This window comes from Streptomyces sp. NPDC000229 (assembly GCF_040300825.1).
GTDB lineage: Bacteria > Actinomycetota > Actinomycetes > Streptomycetales > Streptomycetaceae > Streptomyces.
Window position 1 is genome coordinate 1 of sequence record NZ_JBEPEL010000028.1, and the last position, 18886, is coordinate 18886.

General features: G+C 71.9%; 19 protein-coding genes. 11 read left to right on the forward strand and 8 right to left on the reverse strand.

The features are described 5' to 3' along the window. Nucleotides 1-141: 141 nt before the first annotated feature. The 5 genes from ABT360_RS16280 to ABT360_RS16300 all read right to left on the reverse strand — a co-directional run bounded on the left by ABT360_RS16280 (nt 142) and on the right by ABT360_RS16300 (nt 5869). A complete protein-coding gene (locus tag ABT360_RS16280) occupies nt 142-1686 on the reverse strand; it encodes an ABC transporter substrate-binding protein (RefSeq protein ID WP_351815835.1) in 1545 nt (514 codons plus the stop codon). Nucleotide 1687: 1 nt separating this feature from the next. Next, the gene (locus tag ABT360_RS16285; protein WP_351815837.1) at nt 1688-3754 is read right to left on the reverse strand and encodes a hypothetical protein; all 2067 of its coding nucleotides are present in this window, start codon (nt 3752-3754) and stop codon (nt 1688-1690) included. 75 nt (nt 3755-3829) lie between these two features. Continuing rightward, nucleotides 3830-4762: an isopenicillin N synthase family dioxygenase gene (locus ABT360_RS16290; protein ID WP_351815840.1), complete on the reverse strand. Its 933-nt coding sequence runs from the start codon at nt 4760-4762 to the stop codon at nt 3830-3832. Then, the gene (locus ABT360_RS16295; protein WP_351815843.1) at nt 4755-5210 is read right to left on the reverse strand and encodes a nucleoside deaminase; all 456 of its coding nucleotides are present in this window, start codon (nt 5208-5210) and stop codon (nt 4755-4757) included. Before ABT360_RS16295 ends, ABT360_RS16290 begins: the two co-directional genes overlap by 8 nt. A 248-nt stretch (nt 5211-5458) precedes the next feature. Further along, entirely contained in the window at nt 5459-5869 is a 411-nt protein-coding gene (locus ABT360_RS16300) for a PLD nuclease N-terminal domain-containing protein (protein WP_351815846.1), read from the reverse strand. 89 nt (nt 5870-5958) lie between these two features. Here ABT360_RS16300 and ABT360_RS16305 point away from each other — a divergent pair, with 89 nt between their 5' ends. Then, nucleotides 5959-7410 (forward strand): menaquinone biosynthesis decarboxylase, encoded by a 1452-nt coding sequence (locus tag ABT360_RS16305; RefSeq protein WP_351815849.1) that lies wholly within the window; start codon nt 5959-5961, stop codon nt 7408-7410. Next, a complete protein-coding gene (gene mqnP, locus ABT360_RS16310) occupies nt 7407-8324 on the forward strand; it encodes a menaquinone biosynthesis prenyltransferase MqnP (RefSeq protein ID WP_351815852.1) in 918 nt (305 codons plus the stop codon). The genes ABT360_RS16305 and mqnP overlap by 4 nt, the downstream gene beginning before the upstream one ends. On the opposite strand, the gene ABT360_RS16315 is transcribed toward mqnP, so the two are convergent. Then, nucleotides 8314-8937: a rhomboid family intramembrane serine protease gene (locus ABT360_RS16315; RefSeq protein WP_351815855.1), complete on the reverse strand. Its 624-nt coding sequence runs from the start codon at nt 8935-8937 to the stop codon at nt 8314-8316. The genes mqnP and ABT360_RS16315 overlap by 11 nt on opposite strands. Before the next feature lie 107 nt (nt 8938-9044). On the opposite strand from ABT360_RS16315, the gene ABT360_RS16320 reads away from it, so the two are divergent. From ABT360_RS16320 to ABT360_RS16350, 7 genes are all read left to right on the forward strand, one after another. After that, nucleotides 9045-9719 (forward strand): UbiX family flavin prenyltransferase, encoded by a 675-nt coding sequence (locus ABT360_RS16320; RefSeq protein WP_351815859.1) that lies wholly within the window; start codon nt 9045-9047, stop codon nt 9717-9719. 262 nt (nt 9720-9981) lie between these two features. Then, nucleotides 9982-10437, forward strand: a complete 456-nt coding sequence (locus tag ABT360_RS16325; RefSeq protein WP_351815862.1) for an Lrp/AsnC family transcriptional regulator — start codon at nt 9982-9984, stop codon at nt 10435-10437. Between the two features lie 44 nt (nt 10438-10481). Further along, the gene (gene mqnE, locus ABT360_RS16330; protein WP_351815865.1) at nt 10482-11645 is read left to right on the forward strand and encodes an aminofutalosine synthase MqnE; all 1164 of its coding nucleotides are present in this window, start codon (nt 10482-10484) and stop codon (nt 11643-11645) included. Between the two features lie 132 nt (nt 11646-11777). Continuing rightward, a complete protein-coding gene (locus ABT360_RS16335) occupies nt 11778-12434 on the forward strand; it encodes a UdgX family uracil-DNA binding protein (protein WP_351815868.1) in 657 nt (218 codons plus the stop codon). A 19-nt stretch (nt 12435-12453) separates the two neighbouring features. Further along, complete coding sequence (locus tag ABT360_RS16340) at nt 12454-12981, forward strand: GNAT family N-acetyltransferase (protein WP_351815871.1); 528 nt, start codon at nt 12454-12456, stop codon at nt 12979-12981. A gap of 122 nt (nt 12982-13103) precedes the next feature. After that, entirely contained in the window at nt 13104-13358 is a 255-nt protein-coding gene (locus ABT360_RS16345) for a DUF4229 domain-containing protein (protein ID WP_444852252.1), read from the forward strand. Between the two features lie 322 nt (nt 13359-13680). Continuing rightward, entirely contained in the window at nt 13681-15033 is a 1353-nt protein-coding gene (locus tag ABT360_RS16350; protein ID WP_351815877.1) for a dicarboxylate/amino acid:cation symporter, read from the forward strand. Nucleotides 15034-15094: 61 nt separating this feature from the next. On the opposite strand, the gene ABT360_RS16355 is transcribed toward ABT360_RS16350, so the two are convergent. After that, complete coding sequence (locus tag ABT360_RS16355; protein WP_351815880.1) at nt 15095-16273, reverse strand: S8 family peptidase; 1179 nt, start codon at nt 16271-16273, stop codon at nt 15095-15097. Nucleotides 16274-16509: 236 nt separating this feature from the next. On the opposite strand from ABT360_RS16355, the gene ABT360_RS16360 reads away from it, so the two are divergent. Both ABT360_RS16360 and ABT360_RS16365 read left to right on the forward strand, forming a co-directional pair. Continuing rightward, entirely contained in the window at nt 16510-17142 is a 633-nt protein-coding gene (locus ABT360_RS16360) for a TetR/AcrR family transcriptional regulator (protein ID WP_351816029.1), read from the forward strand. 683 nt (nt 17143-17825) lie between these two features. After that, on the forward strand, nt 17826-18443 hold the full coding sequence (locus ABT360_RS16365) for an antibiotic biosynthesis monooxygenase (RefSeq protein WP_351815883.1): 618 nt from the start codon (nt 17826-17828) through the stop codon (nt 18441-18443). Between the two features lie 4 nt (nt 18444-18447). On the opposite strand, the gene ABT360_RS16370 is transcribed toward ABT360_RS16365, so the two are convergent. Then, entirely contained in the window at nt 18448-18768 is a 321-nt protein-coding gene (locus ABT360_RS16370) for a hypothetical protein (protein ID WP_351815885.1), read from the reverse strand. Between the last annotated feature and the right edge of the window lie 118 nt (nt 18769-18886).

Sequence of the window (18886 nt, forward strand, 5' to 3'; positions counted from 1 at the left end):
ATCGCAAGGCGGAGGTGGGGGTCCCCCCGCCGAAGGCAGGGGGAGGAGCCACTGCGGAGCATTGGCGACCGACGACAACGCCGCGAGGTGCGGTGCCCAGGCGTCACGAGCCCAGCAAGATCCGAACGAGAGGCCCTAGGGCTACGGAGTGCGGGGCGGCATGCACTCGGCGGTCGGGGGTTTCCCCTCCGGCCAGGCGATCTGCACGAACCGGGGCTTGTCCCGCGTCAGCTCCACCACCGGCACCGCCTTGTTGTAGGGATTGCCGTGGTTGTCCAGGCAGATCCAGCCGCTCGCGCCCTTCACCCGCAGGTCCCCGGTGACCTGCGGCCACTGGAGTCCCACGTCCTCCAGGGGCGGCAGCCGGCCCTCGACCGTCGCCTGCCGGATCGCGTGCACGGCCGTGGCCAGCGCGTCGTACGCGATGATCGACTGCCCGTCGGAGAGCTCGACCGGCCCCACCGGGCCCACCTCCGCCGTGCCCACCGCGTCCATCATCGAGCGGAACCGCTCGTACGCCGCCGGTGACCCGCCCGCCTTCGGGGGCGTCCTGCCGGGGGCCTCCTGCCAGGCGTCGGGATGGGCCAGCGCGGCGTAGCGGACGGTCAGGCCCTTGCCGAGCGCGTTCCGGTCGAGCTGGGGGTCCGCGCCCAGATAGGAGCCCTCGTCGCCGGTCAGCACGGTGAACGGCCGGTGCGTACAGCCGCGCGCGCCCAGCGCGTTGATGAACTGCCGCAGCTGTGTGTGCCGCCCGGCGAAGAACACGGTGTCCGCGCGGGTGGTGCACAGCAGGTGGGCGATCTGCCGGAACGTGTTGGCGGTGGGCCCCTCCTGGGTCGGGTCCTTGGGCGAGGTGAACAGCTGCGGCTGGTAGGGGGACTTCGCCAGCAGCTTCGAGAAGGCGGCCTTCAGGGTGTCCGTGTAGTGGTCGCCGTCGCGGGCGTCATGGACGAGGATCGCCTTCGCCGCGTTCACCCTGCCGAAGTGGGACAGCGCCTCGGCCTCGTCGCTGTTGGTGGGGGAGACCCGCGCCAGGCCCGGGAAGGGCTTCCTGCCGGGCCCGTTGGTGAGGTCGTCGGCGGTGATGGTGGTGCCGACGACCGCGATGCCCGCACCGGTCAGCTCGGCCACCGCCTGCCGGACGGGGGCGCTGCTGGTCGCTATGCCGGACACCGCGCGCAGGTGGTGGGGCGCGCCGGTCATCGCCTTCAGGGCGGCCACGGCCGTGCGCCAGTGGGCGTTGCCGTTGCCGGTGTTGGCCAGGACCAGCCGGATCTTGGGGACCTGGTTGTTGGACTTGTTGTTGGCCTCGTACTGCTGGGCGAACGCGCCCTGCACCTCGTGCAGGATCTTGGTCCGCATCGACGGGCTCGTGGAGGTCAGCGGCAGCAGCAGCGCCACCGTGGCGTACTCGCCCGCCCTCAGCTTCCTGTTCTCCTCGGCGATGGCCCCGGTGACGTCCTTCAGAGCCGGTACCTCGAAGTCGAAGCCGTCACCGGAGACCCCGACGCACTCGTCACCGCCCACCGGGCGCACGACCCCCGGGGCGCAGGAGCGGTCCTCCGGGGTGGTCAGCCGGCCGACGGCGTAGACCGTGCCCCAGGCCAGCAGCGCCAGCACCAGCACGCTGGTGACGATTTTCTGCCGGGTGGTGTAGAAGACCCGGTAGCGGAGTGGATTGGGCACGTCAGACTCCGTCCTCCCGGCCCGGGGGGACCGTGAGGCCCCGCCAGGCACGGATGTCCCTCGGCCAGTGGGTGGCCGCGTCCCACAGCGTGCTGGTGCCGGTCAGGTGCCGGCCGGACAGCTGGCGCAGCTCGTGCACCAGCTTGTCCACCACGTCGTCGTCGGGCAGCGCCAGCGGGTCGGTCAGCAACCACACCGCGTGCAGCAGCCGCCGCAGCCCCAGGTGCAGTGCCGTGGCGTCCGCGTCCAGCCCGTCCGGCAGCGGGCCGCCCGGGTCCTCGCCGAGCGCCACCGCGCGGCGCGGATCGGGACCGGTGTGCCGGTGTTCGCGGGGGTACGGGGCGGAGGCGACGACCCGCAGCCGGTCCAGCCAGCCCGGCACGTCCGGGCCGGGGAACGTCAGCCGCAGCTCGGTCACCGCCTCCTCGGTCCGGCCGAGCGCCAGGTCCTGCCGGAGCCGGTCGGGCGCCGGGCCGGGGCCGTAGTGGCGGTGCAGCGTCTCGTGGACCGCGCGCCACGCGGCGTGCGCGGGCGGGTCGGCGTCGTGGAAGCGCAGCCGGTGCAGCAGCAGGGCCCGCAGCAACGGGTCGGCCACGAAGTGCCCGCCCCCCTCGGGCCAGCCGTCCGCCCGCAGCGCGTCCCGCACCAGCAGCGCCATGTCACCCTCCGCCGACGCGCCGCGCAGCCGGGTGCGGGCCAGCACGCGGGCCGACTCCTCGTCGTGGGCGGCGGCCAGCACGGCGGCCACGTCCGGGCGCACCCCCGGCGGCAGCAGCTCGCCCAGCAGGGTGTCCGCGACCGGTACGGCGGCGGAGTCCTCGCGCAACTCCACCGTCAGGTCCAGCAGCGCACCCGGCGTGAGCCCGCCGCGGCTGCCCGCCGGCACCCCGCCCGCCGCCCGCCCGAGCAGCGCCACCGCCAGCGGCCGCCCGCCCGTCAGCCGGTGGACCGCCCGCGACAGGTCGGCCGGGGCGCACCCCTCCGGGTCGTACCGGTCGAACACGGCCCGGGTGTGCGCCGCGCTCAGCGGGGTCAGCTCCACGGCGAGGATGCCCGACGTGATGTCCGCGCCCCGCTCCCAGCCCGCCTTGTGCGCGACCTCCGGCAGCCGCTTCCGGGTCGCCCGGCGCAGCCCCTCGTGGTCGCCGTCCCGCGACGAGGCGACGATGACGAGCTGGTCGCGGCTGCCGGCGCTGCGGTCCCGCAGGACCGGTTCGACCAGGCGCCGGCCGAGCGGGAGGTGGGCGTTGTCCAGCAGGACGACCGGGCGGCCGCGCCGCGTTCCGCGCCGGGTGAGGCCCACGTACGCCTGGCGTACGTCCTCCACCAGCGCGCCGACCAGGAATCCTTCCGCCTCCTCCTGGCGGCGTCCGCCGCGCTCGAAGTCGACGGCGAGCTGGTGCAGCCCCAGCTCGCCCCGGCCGCCCGCATTGCGGTACGAGCCGTACCAGGCCCTGGACTTGCGCTGGGAGCGGCCGAACACCTCCTCCATGACCGTCTCCACCGTCGCCTCGGCCAGCAACCCGGCGAGCGGCGCCGTCGACTCCGCGGCCGTGGCGGCCAGCTTGGCCAGCACCTTGGAGACCCACGTACCGGCCGCGCCCTTGGCCTCGTCGACGGTCGCGAGGACCGGGCCGAGGCGCTGGAGGTCCCGCCGCGCCCGGTCGTCGTCCTCCTGCGACCAGCCGGTGACCGCGACCGCCGCCAGGCCCAGGGCGAGGCGCGGGAACTCCACCGGCTTCGCCGTGAGCACCCTCGGCGACAACTGCACGGCCAGCTCCGCCAGCGCGCCCGTCAGGGGGTTCCAGCCGGGCCCGTGGTCGAGGGGCGGCTCGATGTGCGCGCAGTCCAGCAGGGCGAGCGGGGTGCCGCCCCGGTAGGCGTTGCGGATCTGCTTGAGCAGCGCGGTCTTGCCCATGCCGCGGCCGCCGGTGAAGACGGTGACGGGCGGATCGTCACCGTGCTCGTACCCGGCGGGGGCGAAGCTGTACGGAGTGATGCCGGTCAGCCGTGCGGCCAGACCGTACTCGTCCAGGACCGCCTCGCGGCCGTACAGCGCTCTGTCCACCGCCACCCCCCGTGACTCAGCGTCAAGTCAAGGTTACTTTCGAACCGTTGGCCGCGTGAGGGGTCGGGCGAACCGTCATTCAGTCGTGATCGCATCAAGCTGCGCGCGCAGGTACGCGTGCGAGTCGGTGCCCCTGACGTCCGTGCCGGGATCGCACTCGTAGAAGTACACCAGCGACATCAGCTCCTCGGACGGCACGTCCGCGGGCGGCGGCAGCACCCGGTGGCGGCCCGAGCGCCAGCGCCCGCCGGTCCAGAAGGCCATCAGGTCGCCGATGTTGACGGTGAAGGCGTCCGGGTCGTACGGGGCGTCCTCCCAGCCGCCCTCGTCGGTGAACACCTGGAGCCCGCCCCTGCCCGCCTGCCGGTCGAGCAGGGTCACCGTCCCGAAGTCGGTGTGCGGCCCGATCCGGAACTGGCCCGGCTCCGGCTCCCCGAGCACGTCCCGCCCCGGGTACCAGTTGATGTTGAAGCCCCAGGTGGGGTGAGCGGTGTGCCGGGTGAAGAAGTCCTCGCCCTCGCCGAGCGCCACGCCCAGCAGCTGGAGCAGCCGGTCCGACAGCTCCCGCATCCGCGCCAGGTACTCCTCCACCAGGGGCCTCAGCCCCGGCACCTCGGCGGGCCAGGTGTTGGGCAGGAACCACTCCGCGTCCACCGCCGGGTCGCCGGTCGGCTCGTGGGACGCGAACGACAGCGACTCCTTCAGGTCCGGGGGGCTCTGCGTCCCCTCCGCGTACGCGTTGGCCTCCGCGCCCGGCCCGAGCCAGCCGCGCCCGCCGACCTTCACGGCGTAGGGCTCCTTCAGCCGGGCGTCCAGGTGGAAGAACGCGCGCGCCTCCCGCCGGATCGCCGCCCGCAGCCCCGGATCGACTCCGTGCCCGGTCACCAGCAGGAACCCGGCGGTGCACAGCGCCCGGTCCACGGTGCGCGCGGTGGCGGCGCGGGCGTCGGGGTCACCGGACAGCCACGGCGCCAGGTCGATGGTGGGAATCCGTCGTCGTTCACTCATCACCGATGTCCTCGTTCCAGAGCGCCGGGTGTTCCTCGATGAAGTCGCGCATCATGGCGACGCACGCCGGGTCGTCGAGCAGCACCACCTCCACGCCGTGCTCCGCGAGCCAGCCGTGGCCGCCGTGGAACGTCTCCGCCTCGCCGATCACCACCCGCGAGATCCCGAACTGCCGCACCAGTCCGCTGCAGTACCAGCACGGCGACAGCGTGGTCACCATGGTCGTCCCCCGGTACGACCGCTGCCGCCCGGCCGCCCGGAACGCGGCCGTCTCCGCGTGCGTGGACGGATCGCCGTCCTGTACGCGCCGGTTGCGCCCCCGCCCGAGGAGCCTGCCGTCCGCCCCGTACAGGGCGGCCCCGATGGGGATCCCGCCCTCGGCGAGCCCGGCGCGCGCCTCGGCGACGGCCGTCTCCAGCCACCGCCGTGCCTGCTGCTTGTCGTCCATGGGAGGTACCCTTCCCCGCCTTGGGCACCGACACGGCACCGGTGGCGCCGATGGGCCCATCGGCGGGACGCCCCACTGGCTCATGGAGCGCCGGGCGGACAGGGTGCAGCCGCTCACCCGCCTCCGTCGGCCGGAGACCGCTGGTCACGCCGGGCCGGGCGTACCTTCGGCTCGGCGGCGGCCTGCGGTGAAGCCGAGGACGCCGGTGGCCTTCCGCGAAGGTCACCGGAGCCGTGTCCCCAAGCGGGTCAGGACTTCTCGGGGCCGGTGTCGCCGCCGTCCTGCTGCTCGTCCGTGTCCTTCTTCTTGAGCTCTTCCTCGCGGCGGCGCAGGTCGGCCTCCCAGTCCTTCAGGAGCGACTCGTCCTTCTTGTTCTCGTCACGGAGGGACTTCAGGAACTCGGGGTTGTCGTCCGGCGCGACCCATTCCGTGCGGTGGTTGCGGTGCCACTCGCCGGGGGTGCGGCCACCGGCCGGGGCGTGGCGCAGCTTGCCGGCGGCGAACCAGACGATCGGGCCGACGATCCAGAAGAGCAGGATGATGAAGATCCAGGCCACCTTCGGGAGGTGCTTGGCCTCGTCCTCGGGGGTGTTCAGGCAGTCGATGAACGCGTAGATCGTCAGCGCCAGCGGCAGGATGTACAGCAGTGCCCTGAGCATGTGGGACAGCCCCCTGGAAGCATTGGCGGGCCGCGTTTGGTCAGCCCCGGTGACAAGCCCAGCGTAGCCGGTGACCGATACTGGGCCCTATGGCTTACGACGATCTTCGCTCGCTGCTCAGGGCGCTGGAGCGCGAAGGCGACCTCAAGCGCATCAAGGCCGAAGTCGACCCGTATCTGGAGATCGGGGAGATCGTCGACCGGGTCCAGAAGTCCGGCGGCCCGGCCCTCCTCTTCGAGAACGTCCGCGGCTCCTCGATGCCCCTCGCGATGAACGTCTTCGGGACGGACCGCCGGCTGCTGAAGGCCCTGGGCCTGAAGTCGTACGACGAGATCAGCGCGAAGATCGGCGGGCTGCTGAAGCCGGAGCTGCCGCACGGCTTCGTGGGCGTGCGCGAGGCCTTCGGCAAGCTGGGCGCGATGACGCACGTGCCGCCGAAGAAGGTCAAGGACGGCCCGGTGCAGGAGGTCGTCCTCACCGGTGACGACGTCGACCTGGACAAGCTCCCCGCGCTCTTCACCTGGCCCAAGGACGGCGGGTCGTTCTTCAACCTGGGCCTGACCCACACGCGGCACCCCGAGAACGGCATCCGCAACCTCGGGCTGTACCGGCTCCAGCGCCACGACAAGCGCACCATCGGCATGCACTGGCAGATCCACAAGGACAGCCGCAACCACTACCAGGTCGCCGCCCGGCGCGGGGAGCGGCTGCCGGTCGCGATCGCGTTCGGGGCGCCGCCGGCGGTGACGTACGCCTCGACCGCGCCGCTGCCCGAGGACATCGACGAGTACCTGTTCGCCGGCTTCCTCCAGGGCAAGCGGATCGAGATGGTCGACTGCAAGACCGTGCCGCTCCAGGTCCCGGCGCAGGCGGAGGTCGTCCTGGAGGGCTGGCTGGAGCCCGGCGAGATGCTCCCGGAGGGTCCGTTCGGCGACCACACCGGCTTCTACACCCCGCAGGAGCCGTTCCCCGCGCTGAAGATCGACTGCGTGACGATGCGGAAGCGTCCGCTGCTCCAGTCGATCGTGGTGGGCCGCCCGCCGACGGAGGACGGCCCGCTGGGCCGGGCGACGGAACGGTTCTTCCTCCCCCTGCTCAAGATCATCGTCCCGGACATCGTGGACTACCACCTGCCGGAGTCGGGCGGCTTCCACAACTGCGCGATCGTCTCGATCGACAAGAAGTACCCGAAGCACGCGCAGAAGGTCATGCACGCCATCTGGGGCGCCCACATGATGTCGCTGACCAAGCTGATCGTGATCGTCGACGCCGACTGCGACGTCCGCAACCTGCACGAGGTGTCCTGGCGGGCCCTCGGCAACACCGACTACGCCCGCGACCTGACGGTCGTCGAGGGACCGGTCGACCACCTGGACCACGCGTCGTACCAGCAGTTCTGGGGCGGCAAGGCGGGCATCGACGCCACGAAGAAGTGGCCCGAGGAGGGTTACACCCGTGACGGCGGCTGGCCCGACATGGTCGAGTCCGACCCGGCCACGGCGGCGCTGGTCGACCGCCGCTGGAAGGAGTACGGGCTGTGACCGCGTCCGCCTCGGCGTCCGCGTCCGCCGTGCCGCGGCCTGCCGGGAAGGTGAAGGCCTTCCTGCGCCTGGTGCTCATCGAGCACTCGGTCTTCGCGCTGCCCTTCGCGTACATCGCCTCGCTCACCGCGATGTACCAGGACGACGGGACCGTCCACTGGGTGGAGCTGCTCCTGGTCACCGTCGCGATGGTGGGCCTGCGTACCTTCGCGATGGCCTGCAACCGGATCATCGACCGCGAGATCGACGCCCGTAACCCGCGCACGGCGGGCCGCGAGCTGGTCACCGGCGCCGTGTCCGTCCGCACGGCCTGGACCGGGGCGCTGGTGGCCCTGGTGGCGTTCCTCGGCGCGGCCGCCCTGCTGAACCCGCTGTGCCTGGCGCTCGCGCCGGTCGCGGTCGTCCCGATGGTGGTCTATCCGTACGGGAAGAGGTTCACGAACTTCCCGCACGCCATCCTGGGCCTCGCGCAGGCGATGGGTCCGGTCGGCGCGTGGATCGCGGTCACCGGGGAGTGGTCCTGGGACGCGGTGATCCTGGGCCTCGCCGTGGGCGTCTGGATCGGCGGCTTCGACCTGATCTTCGCCTGTCAGGACGTCCAGGCCGACCGCGCCCACGGGGTGAAGTCGGTCCCGGCCCGCTTCGGCGTCCCCGCGGCCCTCCACGGCGCCCGCGCCTGCCATGCCGTCACGACCGCGCTGCTGGTCTGGTACGCCCTGGTCACCGGCGCGGGCGCGTTCTTCTGGGCCGGCCTGGTGATCGTGGTGGTCGCCTTCGTCTACGAGCACACCATCGTGCGCCCGCACGACCTGTCCCGGCTGAACCGGGCGTTCTTCACGACGAACGGCTTCATCGGTGTGGCGCTCTTCCTGTGCGCGCTGACCGACCTGGTGGTGCGCGGCCTCACACCGTGAGCGCCGCCGCACCGCGCGGGCGCCGGCGGCGGAAGACGAAGGCCGCCGCCACGCCCGCGAGCAGTCCGAAAAGGTGGCCCTGCCAGCTGACGCCCGACTGCGTGGGCGAGATGCCGAGCAGGATCGTGCTGCCCCAGACGGCGCCGATGAGCAGGCCGACGACGATGTCCATCGGCTTGTGGTCCACGAAGCCCCGCACCAGCAGGTAGCCGAACAGCCCGAAGATCAGGCCCGACGCGCCCGCGGTGACGCTGTACGCGGGGGAGACCAGCCAGACGCCCAGGCCGTCGACGACCACGATCAGCGCGGCGACGGCCAGGAAGCGGCGGATGCCGCCGAGCGCGGCGAGGAAGCCGAACACCAGCAGCGGCACGGTGTTCGCCGCCACGTGCCCGAACCCGAAGTGCAGGAACGCCGCCGGGACCAGGTCGCGCAGCTCGACCACCTCGCGCGGTGAGATGCCGTACGCGTCCAGGGCGTGCCCGCTCGCCAGGTCCACGGCCTCCAGCAGCCACAGCAGCGCCACCCACGCGCCCATCAGCGCGGCGGCCGCCTTGACCCGGCCGGCGCCGGTCCTCCGGCCGGTGACGTCGCCCCTTGTCGTTCCTGCCATGGCGGCCCCCTGTGGTGTCGCACGTCTCCCCCGGAAACGTCCGGGGCACCTTGATCGGTTCCGTACCGGCCGGTCCGGTACCTGCCCGGCCGGATAGGCTCAGCTGCGTGGAGCCGGTAGAAACGCAGCGTCGTCCGTGGGTCGTCGGGGTGTCGGGGGCGTCAGGGACCCCGTACGCCGCCGCCGTGCTGCGCGGGCTGCTCGCTGCCGGGGAGAGCGTCGATCTGGTGGTGTCCCGGGCGTCGCGGCTGACGCTGCTGGACGAGACCGGGATCGCCTTCCGGGACGCCCACTGGCGCGAGGACCTCACCGAGTGGCTGTCGCGGGGCGCGGACGGGAAGCCCGGCGCGTATCAGGTGGACGTGTCGGACGTACGGCACTGGGCGGCGGGTGACCTGGCGGCGGGGCCGTCGTCGGGGTCGTACCCCGTCAAGGGGATGCTGATCGTGCCCGCGTCCACCGCCTGCGTGGCGGGCGTGGCGCTCGGTCTGTCGAAGGACCTGCTGCAGCGGGCGGCGAGCGTGACGCTGAAGGAGCGCCGCCCGCTGGTGGTCGCGGTGCGGGAGACCCCGCTGAACGGCCAGACGCTCAAGCACCTGGTGGCGCTGGACGAGGCGGGCGCGGTGGTGCTGCCCGCCTCTCCGGCGTTCTACGCGGGCGCGACGCACATCCAGGACCTGGTGGACTTCGTCGCGGGGCGGGTGCTGGACGCGGCGGGTGTGCCGCACCGGCTGTACCGCCGCTGGAAGGGGCAGCTGGGCGGGGGCGCGCGTGGGGACTAGCGCCTCTCGGCGTGGTGCGGCGGGGCGCGGACACGCGGTCGGCCCGGTGCGCGGCGGCCGGCCGGCGGGCACGCGAGCGGTTGGCCGGCCCGTGCAGCGCGCGCATGTGGGCGCAGGCCATCTCGATCGTGTACACGATGAGTGGCATCTCCTGACGGATCGTCTTTGATCATCCGAAAGATTCACAGGGTATTGGCCCTGTGTGCCTTTGATTCTACAATCAAACATGCTGTGTTGCTGAATAATGGAAGGCTTCAGGTATATGGACGCCGTGGATAGGCAGCTCATCCAGGCCCTTCGCGAGAACGGCAGGGCCTCGTACGCCGAGCTCGGCCGGCTCGTCGGGCTCTCCGGGCCCTCCGTCACCGACCGCATCAACCGCCTGGAAGCGGCCGGCGTCATCACCGGCTACCGCGCCACCGTCGACTCCGCCTCCCTCGGCCTCGGCGTCACGGCGCTGATCGGCATCTCCCTCTCCGACGCCGCCGACCACGAGGACGTGGCGCGCCGGCTGCGGGACCTGGCCGAGATCGAGGACTGCTGGTTCATCGCCGGTGACGACTCGTTCATGCTCAAGGTGCGGGCGAGCGACGTGGACGGCCTGGAGAAGACCATCCGCCGGCTCTCCGGCACGAAGGGCGTCTCCCGCACCCGGACGACGATCGTGCTCTCCACGAAGTGGGAGAACCGGGTCGGCGACCTGCCGGAAGAACCGTAGGCGTACGGTGGGGGAGCCCGATTGACACACGTATGGGAGGCGTCATGGACGCGGGGCTCAAGCGCGAGCTGGAGGAGAAGGTCCGGTCCGGGGAGCGGCTGACCCGCGAGGACGGTATCGCTCTGTACGCGTCGGACGACCTGGCCTGGCTCGGTGGCCTCGCCCACGAGGTGCGGACGCGCAAGAACGGCGACGTGGTGCACTTCAACGTCAACCGGCACCTGAACATGACGAACGTCTGCACCGCGTCGTGCGCCTACTGCTCGTTCCAGCGCAAGCCGGGCGAGAAGGACGCGTACACCATGCGCATCGAGGAAGCCGTCCGCCTCGCCAAGGCGATGGAGAACGAGAACCTCACCGAGCTGCACATCGTCAACGGGCTCCACCCCAACCTGCCGTGGCGCTACTACCCGCGTTCGCTCAGCGAGCTGAAGAAGGCGCTGCCGAACGTCTCGCTGAAGGCCTTCACCGCCACCGAGATCCACCACTTCGAGACGATCTCCGGGCTGTCGGCCTCGGAGATCCTCGACGAGCTGATCGAGGCCGGTCTGGAGTCGCTGACCGGCGGTGGCGCGGAGATCTTCGACTGGGAAGTGCGCCAGCACATCGTGGACCACCGCACCCACTGGGAGGACTGGTCCCGGATCCACCGCCTCGCGCACGAGAAGGGCCTGAAGACCCCGTGCACGATGCTGTACGGGCACATCGAGGAGCCCCGGCACCGGGTGGACCACGTGCTGCGGCTGCGGGAGCTGCAGGACGAGACCGGCGGCTTCCAGGTCTTCATCCCGCTGCGCTACCAGCACGACTTCGTGGACATGCAGGACGGCAAGATCCGCAACCGGCTGCAGGCGCGGACGACGATGGCGACCGGCGCGGAGGCGCTGAAGACCTTCGCGGTCTCCCGGCTGCTGTTCGACAACGTCCCGCACGTCAAGGTCTTCTGGGTCATGCACGGCGTGCAGACCGCGCAGCTGGCGCTCCAGCACGGTGCGGACGACATGGACGGCTCGGTCGTCGAGTACAAGATCACGCATGACGCGGACAACTACGGCACGCCGAACAAGCTGGGCCGCGACGATCTGCTGGAGCTGATCCGCGACGCCGGTTTCCGTCCGGTGGAGCGCAACACCCGCTACGAGATCATCCGCGAGTACCCGGGCCCGGACCCCGACCGCCGCGAGTCGCCCCAGCCGATGCGCGTCTGAGGCGGGCGCCCCGCACGGGGCGCCCTGCGCCGGGGGCTCGTCGGCGGCTGTCCGGGTGGGCGGTGCGCCCGTGGTCGCCGCGGGACGCCCCACAGCGGCGTTTTCCCGCCGCCCCCGGGGTACCCGGGGGCCATGGCTGGTACCCAGGCCCCCGAGGAGGCGTACACCGCCGAACCCTTCGTGCCGGAGGCGGCCGGTATCGAGGCGCTGCGCGAGGCGGCCGCCGGGTGCCGGGGGTGCCCGCTGCACCGGGACGCGACCCGGACGGTGTTCGGCGCCGGGAACCCCCACGGGCGGGTCATGCTGGTCGGCGAGCAGCCGGGCGACCAGGAGGACCGGCAGGGCGCGCCGTTCGTCGGGCCGGCCGGGAAGGTGCTCACCCGGGCGCTGGACGAGGCCGGGATCGAGCCGGGCGACACCTACGTCACCAACGCCGTCAAGCACTTCAAGTTCGAGGTCGTCCCCGAACGCGGCAAGCGCCGTATCCACAAGTCGCCCAGCCTCCGCGAGATGACCGCCTGCAAGCCGTGGCTGGAGGCCGAGCTGCGGCTCGTCGACCCCGCGGTGATCGTCGCCCTCGGCGCCACGGCCGGGAAGGCCCTGCTCGGCTCGTCGTTCCGGGTCACCAGGCAGCGTGGCATGCTGCTGCCGTTCCCCGGCCACGAGGAGCGCGGCGAGTGCCTGGTCGCGACCATCCACCCCTCGGCGGTGCTGCGTGCCGACGACCGCGAGGCGGTCTACGGGGGCCTGGTGTCCGACCTGCGGATAGCCGCACAGGCCCTGCGCTGAGCCGTTTATCGTCGAACGCATGCCGTTGAACTTCGAACTGGACCCGCAGATCGACTCTGCCCTCCGCGACGGCGTCCTCGCCCTGTGGACGGACGTCTCCAACGCGGGCGGCTCCGTCGGCTTCGTCCCGCCCGTCACCCCGGACGACATCCGCCCGGAGTGGGTCAAGCACCTCACCGCCATCACCGAGGGCCGCACCCGCCTCCTCGTCGGCCGCGACGAGGACGGCGCCGTCGCCGCCACGGCCTTCATCACGCACAACACGCACCGCCTGATGAAGCACTGGGTGTGGCTCTACACCGTGATGGTCCACCCCCGTCACCAGGGCAAGGGGTACGGCCGCGACCTCATGGCCGCGACGGAGGCCGCGGTACGCGGCATCGACGGCATCGAGGCGATCCGGCTCACCTGCCGCGGCGGCACCGGCGTCGACCGGTTCTACGGCTCGTGCGGCTACAAGGAGGTCGGACGCATCCCGGACGCGATCCGCGTCACCGACGGTGACGACCGCGACGACATCATCATGTATCTGCCGCTCACCCCCTGAATTGATCGATTCCTCACGTGCTTCACTAGACGGGCAGGAACGCCGTACGAAGGAATACGAAGGAAGAAGGCCCCGCCGTGTCCGCTGCTCCCAGCACGAGCGCCACGATCCGGTACACCCTCATGCGCCTGGGCATTTTCGCCGGCTGCTTCCTCACCCTGTGGGGTCTGGTGTACGTCGGTGTGCTGCCGCGTGGCCTCGGGGACTCCAACCTCCTGTGGGTGCTGCTCCTGTCGATCGTCATCTCGGCGCCCCTCAGCTTCGTCCTGCTGCGCAAGCAGCGTGACGCGATGTCCGCGCAGATCGTCGAGAAGGTCGACAGCGCCAAGGCCCGTCTGGAGGCCAACCGCACCCGCGAGGACAGCACCGTCCAGTGAGGTAGCTCACGCATCTCCCGCACCCCCGTGCCGAAGCCGCGCTTCGCACGGGGGTGTTGGCGTTCCGGCGCCCCGTGCCCCCAAAGAAGTGCTTTGAGGTCCTCAAAGTTCAAGTGTTAACGTGTTCGGCGTGAAGACAGCAGTGCGCCCCGAAGCCGACGCCATGAGCATCCCGCTCGTGGCGCGCCTGCATGTCGACCTCTGCCGCTGTATGTCCGCGGTCTGTTGCCGCGAAATCTGACCCGGCATCATGCAGCGGCGCCGCCGGAATGGCGTGTGCGCCGCACCCCGTCCCGTATTCCCCGATACGTACCACTGGAGTGTGTCCGTGTCCGCGTCCGCGAGCACCGAAACCCCCGCTGAGCGCTTGTCCCGCATACCCAAGGTGCCCTTCTGGGCCCAGATCGTCGCCGGTCTCGTCCTCGGCGTCGTCCTCGGCTGGGTCACCCGCACCTATGACGTGCAGTGGCTGCACACCACGCTCGACAAGGTCGGCCACATCTTCGTCCAGCTGCTGAAGCTGGCCGTCGCCCCGCTCGTCTTCTTCGCGATCCTGGTGTCCATCACCAACCTGCGGAAGGTCAACAACGCGGCCCGGCTGGCCACCCGCACCCTGCTCTGGTTCATGATCACGTCGCTGATCGCCGTGGCCATCGGTCTGGTGATCGGCCTGCTCACCAACCCGGGCGCGGGCACCGGCCTGACCCCGAAGGACGGCAAGCTGCCCGAGAAGGCCGGCTCCTGGCTGGACTTCCTCACCGGCATCATCCCGACGGACGTCATCACGCCCTTCACCGAGCTGAACGTTCTCCAGATCGTCTTCATGGCCGCCGTCGCCGGTATCGCCGCGCTGAAGCTCGGTGAGAAGGCCCAGCCGATCCTCACCCTGAGCGAGTCGGTCCTGGAGCTGCTCCAGAAGGCCCTGTGGTGGGTCATCCGCCTCGCCCCGGTCGGCACCGTCGGCCTCATCGGCTACGCCATCGCCGAGTACGGCTGGGACCTGATCGGCAAGTACGCCACCTTCACCGCCGACGTCTACATCGGCTGCGCGCTGGTCCTCTTCGGCGTCTACCCGCTGCTGCTGGCGACCGTCGCCAAGGTCAACCCGGTCCAGTTCTTCAAGGGCGCCTGGCCCGCGATCCAGCTGGCCTTCGTCTCCCGCTCGTCCGTCGGCACCATGCCGGTCACGGTCAAGGTCACCGAGCGCCTCGGCGTGCCGAAGGAGTACACCTCCTTCGCCGTGCCGTTCGGCGCCACGACGAAGATGGACGGCTGCGCCGCGATCTACCCGGCGCTCGCCGCGATCTTCATCGCGCAGATCTTCGACGTCCAGCTGGGCATCGGCGACTACCTGCTGATCGCCTTCGTCTCGGTGATCGGCTCCGCCGCCACCGCGGGCCTCACCGGCGCCACGGTCATGCTCACGCTGACCCTCTCCACGCTGGGCCTGCCGCTGGAGGGCGTCGGCCTGCTGATGGCCATCGACCCGATCCTGGACATGATGCGTACGGCTACGAACGTCGCCGGCCAGGCGCTCGTCCCGGTCGTCGTCGCCGCCCGCGAGAAGATCCTGGACCACGACGCGTACAACGCGGCGTCGTCCTCCCCGATCGACGACGACGCGTACGGCGTACGCGACGCCGAGCAGAAGGTGACCGTCCCGGCCGCCGCCTGACGTACCGGCACGTGGGAGTGCCCCCACCGGCTGACGGGCCGGCGGGGGCACTTCGTGCTGGTCAGAGCCCGCCGGTCTGGAGCAGGCGGTTGGGGGAGGACTTGCTCACCGTGAGGACGTCCTTCACCGACTGGTCGAGGACCCAGGTGTACACCTGCGCGGGCGTCGCCGAGGGGTGGCGCGCCTTGAGCAGGGCGGCCACGCCCGCGACATGGGGGCCGGCCATGGACGTGCCGTTCAGCGCCACGCTCCCGCCGCCGAGCCTCGCCGAGACGATGGCGGCGCCGGGAGCGTAGATGTCCAGGCAGGGGCCGTAGTTGGAGAAGCCGGTCTCCTTGTCCTGGTGGTCGCTCGCCCCGACGGTGAGGACCCGTGCCGCGCTCGCGGGCGAGACGTTGCACGCGTCGATCGAGTCGTTGCCGGCGGCGACCACGGGCAGGACACCGCTGTCCGACAGGTTGGTGGCGGCCTGGTTGACGGCTTCGCTCCGCGGACCGCCGAGGGAGCCGTTGAGGACTGCGGGCTGCTTGGCGTTCTTCGCCACCCAGTCCATCCCGGCGATCATTCCGGAGTAGGCGCCCTTGCCGTCGCAGCCGAGGACCCGGACGCTGACCAGGGCCGCCTGCCGGGCGACGCCATAGGTCGCCCCGCCGACGGTGCCCGCGACATGCGTGCCGTGACCGTTGCAGTCCTGGCCGTTCCTGCCGTCGCCCATCGCGTCGAAGCCGGGCACGGCACGGCCGCCGAACTCCGCGTGCCGGTAGTCGATGCCGGTGTCGAGGATGTAGGCCGTGGCGCCCGCACCGGTGCTGTTGACGTGGAACTGCTGGTTGAGCGGGAGGTAGGGCTGGTCGATGCGGTCCAGCCCCCAACTGGCGGCCGGTACGCGGTTCGAGCGCAGGGGGCCGACGGTGACCACCGCGTCCTGCTCGACGGCCTGTACGTCCGGCAGGCCGCGGACGGTCGCCAGTTGGGAGGCGCTGAGCTCGGCCGAGAAGCCGCGCAGTACGTGCGTGTACTCGTGGAGCGGGGTGACGCCGAGCAGCTGGGTGATCCCGGCCGCCGACGTGGTGCCGGGCTTCAGGGTGACGATGTACTGGTCGGAGATCGGCGCCGCGGCGGTCCGCAGCGGTGCGGGTTCGTCGGCGGCGGTGGCGGCGGTGGCGGCGGTGGCGGGGGTCGCGGAGAGGGGAAGCAGCAGGAGCATCGCCACGCAGGCGCGGCGGGCGAACAGCCTCATTCAGAACTCCGATCGGGAGTGTCCGGCAAAGAGCGACGCCTGAAGGGAAGCAGTCCGTCGGCATCCCGGAATATCACTCACTGGAGTGATCTGCATACTTTCGGTAGCGAAGGGTGCACGTGTCGCCTGGCTATGTGCGCGGCATGCGCCCTTACGGCGGCCCGTAGGCTTACCGACTACCGAGGGGTAGTGGGAGGACGGTTGTCGTGAAGAGCACGGGTGCGAAGCCGAAGCGCATGCCGCGGGCCGAGCGCGAGCGGCAGATGATGGACGCGGCCGTGCAGACCTTCGGGCAGCGGGGGTACCGGGCGGCGTCGATGGACGAGATCGCCGAACTGGCGGGGGTGTCCAAGCCGTTGGTCTACCTGTACCTGAACTCCAAGGAAGAGCTCTTCACCGCCTGCATCCGCCGCGAGGCCGCCGCGCTGATCGCCGCCGTCCGCGGTGCGGTCGAGCGGGACGCCGCCGAACCGGGGCCGTCGGCCGACCGGCAACTGTGGGCCGGGCTCACCGCGTTCTTCACCCACACCGCCGAGCACCCGGACGGCTGGGCCGTGCTGCACCAGCAGGCGCGTACGCACGGCGAGCCGTTCGCCGCGGAGGTGGCGGCCATGCGGGACGAGATCGCCGCGTTCGTGACCGGCCTGATAGGCGAGGCGGCCCGGGACGCGCACCAGGACCCCGCGTTCGGGGACCGGGACGTCGCCGGGCTCGCGCAGGCGCTGGTGGGGGCGGCCGAGTCGCTGGCGCAGTGGGCCAACGAGACCCCCGGGGTGACCGCCAAGGAGGCGGCCGCGACCCTGATGAACTTCGCCTGGACGGGCCTGGGCAACCTCATGGAGGGGCAGCGCTGGCCACCGTCCCGGTGAGATGACGCCTGCCGTCGCGGCGGGTGCGCGGCTCGAACGGTCGCCGTCGGATGCGTGGGTGACGGTGGCGGGCGGGAGACGGGTGCCGTGAACTCCGCTGCCGCACGGGCGGCGTTGAGGGGGGTGGTTCCGCGGGGGCGGCGGGCGGACGTCCCCATGCCGTGGACGTGGGGCCGGGCGATGCCGAAGGTGCGGGCGGTGAGCGGGCGGAGCTGGACCGGGTCGCGGTCACCGGAACGGCGCCGTCGCGACGGCCCAGGTCCGGGGCGGGGTGCCATGCGGCCCGCGCGGGGAGCGGGGGCGGCGCCGGGCACGCCGCGGCCGGGCGGCCTGAACGGTGAGCGGACGGTGCCCAGGCCGGGGGCGAGGGGGAGGCTCGCGGCTCTCGGGCGGCCGACACCGCTGTGCGGCAGCCGGTCCTGACGGACCGTACGACCGGGGGCGGCGCCCCGTGGCCCCGGCGAGTGGCGCCGGGCGGGCGAGGGCCGGGACGTCCGGTGCGACGACGTGGGGCAGCGGGCGGTCAGGCCGTGGCCGGCGCCGGGAGGCGCGTACCCGGCCACACGTCCACCGGGCGGCGCCGTCACCCGAACGCCCGGGTCGCCTTGCCGCCCGTCGGCCCCGGCCGTCGCATGGACAGGGAGATACGGCCAGCGAGATCCGGTCCGGCGCGAAAGGCTGCCATGTTTGTTCGTACGACCTATGCGACAGGTGATCCGGCGAAGCTCGACCGGGCCGTGCAGGCCCTCACCGGGGAAGGCCGGGAGCAACTGGCCGGCGAGCCCGGCTACCGGGGCGCCGGCCTGTTCGTGGACCGCGAGGTCGGCAAGCTGCTGACCGGGACGTGGTGGGAGGACGAGGAGGCCCTCCGGGCGAGCGCCGACCGCATGGGCGAGCTGCGCTCCCGGATGCTCTCGGAGTTCGCCGCGACCATGACCGTCGACAACTGGGAGGCGGCGGTCGCCACACGGCCCGAGTCGGCCGGTGAGGGCGCCCGCTTCCGGCTGACCCGGCTGCAGTTCGCCCCGTCCGACGCCGACCTCCTGGTCGGCACCTTCGAGAGCGACGTCCTGCCCCGGCTCCGGACCGTGCAGGGCTTCGTGGGCGCTGCGCTGCTCGTCGACCGCGCCGGTGGGCGGGGCCACGTGGGCGCGATCTACGCCGACCGGGACAGCCTCGCGGCATCGCGGGCCCCGGCGGCCGCGCTGCGCGGTGCGGCGGCGGCCAAGGGTCGGACGACCGTGCTGTCGGTGGAGGAGTTCGAGGTGGTCATGGTGGAGACCCGGCCGCCGTCGTCCTGACGGCTCAGGCGTTCAGCGCCCACAAGGCCAAGGCCGACGGCACCGGGAAGGCGAGGGCCCCGAGCAGGGCCATGCGGGCGGAGCGGGACAGGCGGCGCATGCCGGGCGCCTGGTACAGCAGGGCGAGTACGCCTCCGGCGGCGACGACCACCAGCGCCGCCAGGAGCAGGTACGACACCGGGGACACCCCGACGGACGCCGCCCAGACGCTCAGGATCAGCGCCATGACCCCCAGAAGTCCGAGCGACAGGGCGGTCACCGCCCAGAGCACGGCGGCCAGGACGACGTACGGCGTCTTCCCTCGGGGAGCCGGTGCGGTGCGCATGGGTGGGGCCTCTCTGCCGGGCGGTACGTCGGGACGGCACCAGTCTGGTGCGGGCGGCCGTGGCACCACATGGGCGCACGTACTCAGGTCGCGCCCCCACCCGACTCCACACCCGTGC

Excerpts from the sequence above, each read along its gene's own strand:
- ABT360_RS16290 (WP_351815840.1), bottom strand. The coding sequence starts at position 4,762 with ATGAGTGAACGACGACGGATTCCCACCATCGACCTGGCGCCGTGGCTG.
- ABT360_RS16295 (WP_351815843.1), bottom strand. The coding sequence starts at position 5,210 with ATGGACGACAAGCAGCAGGCACGGCGGTGGCTGGAGACGGCCGTCGCC.
- ABT360_RS16300 (WP_351815846.1), bottom strand. The coding sequence starts at position 5,869 with ATGCTCAGGGCACTGCTGTACATCCTGCCGCTGGCGCTGACGATCTAC.
- ABT360_RS16305 (WP_351815849.1), top strand. The coding sequence starts at position 5,959 with ATGGCTTACGACGATCTTCGCTCGCTGCTCAGGGCGCTGGAGCGCGAA.
- ABT360_RS16315 (WP_351815855.1), bottom strand. The coding sequence starts at position 8,937 with ATGGCAGGAACGACAAGGGGCGACGTCACCGGCCGGAGGACCGGCGCC.
- ABT360_RS16325 (WP_351815862.1), top strand. The coding sequence starts at position 9,982 with ATGGACGCCGTGGATAGGCAGCTCATCCAGGCCCTTCGCGAGAACGGC.
- mqnE (WP_351815865.1), top strand. The coding sequence starts at position 10,482 with ATGGACGCGGGGCTCAAGCGCGAGCTGGAGGAGAAGGTCCGGTCCGGG.
- ABT360_RS16335 (WP_351815868.1), top strand. The coding sequence starts at position 11,778 with ATGGCTGGTACCCAGGCCCCCGAGGAGGCGTACACCGCCGAACCCTTC.
- ABT360_RS16340 (WP_351815871.1), top strand. The coding sequence starts at position 12,454 with ATGCCGTTGAACTTCGAACTGGACCCGCAGATCGACTCTGCCCTCCGC.
- ABT360_RS16345 (WP_444852252.1), top strand. The coding sequence starts at position 13,104 with ATGCGCCTGGGCATTTTCGCCGGCTGCTTCCTCACCCTGTGGGGTCTG.
- ABT360_RS16355 (WP_351815880.1), bottom strand. The coding sequence starts at position 16,273 with ATGAGGCTGTTCGCCCGCCGCGCCTGCGTGGCGATGCTCCTGCTGCTT.
- ABT360_RS16360 (WP_351816029.1), top strand. The coding sequence starts at position 16,510 with ATGCCGCGGGCCGAGCGCGAGCGGCAGATGATGGACGCGGCCGTGCAG.
- ABT360_RS16365 (WP_351815883.1), top strand. The coding sequence starts at position 17,826 with ATGTTTGTTCGTACGACCTATGCGACAGGTGATCCGGCGAAGCTCGAC.
- ABT360_RS16370 (WP_351815885.1), bottom strand. The coding sequence starts at position 18,768 with ATGCGCACCGCACCGGCTCCCCGAGGGAAGACGCCGTACGTCGTCCTG.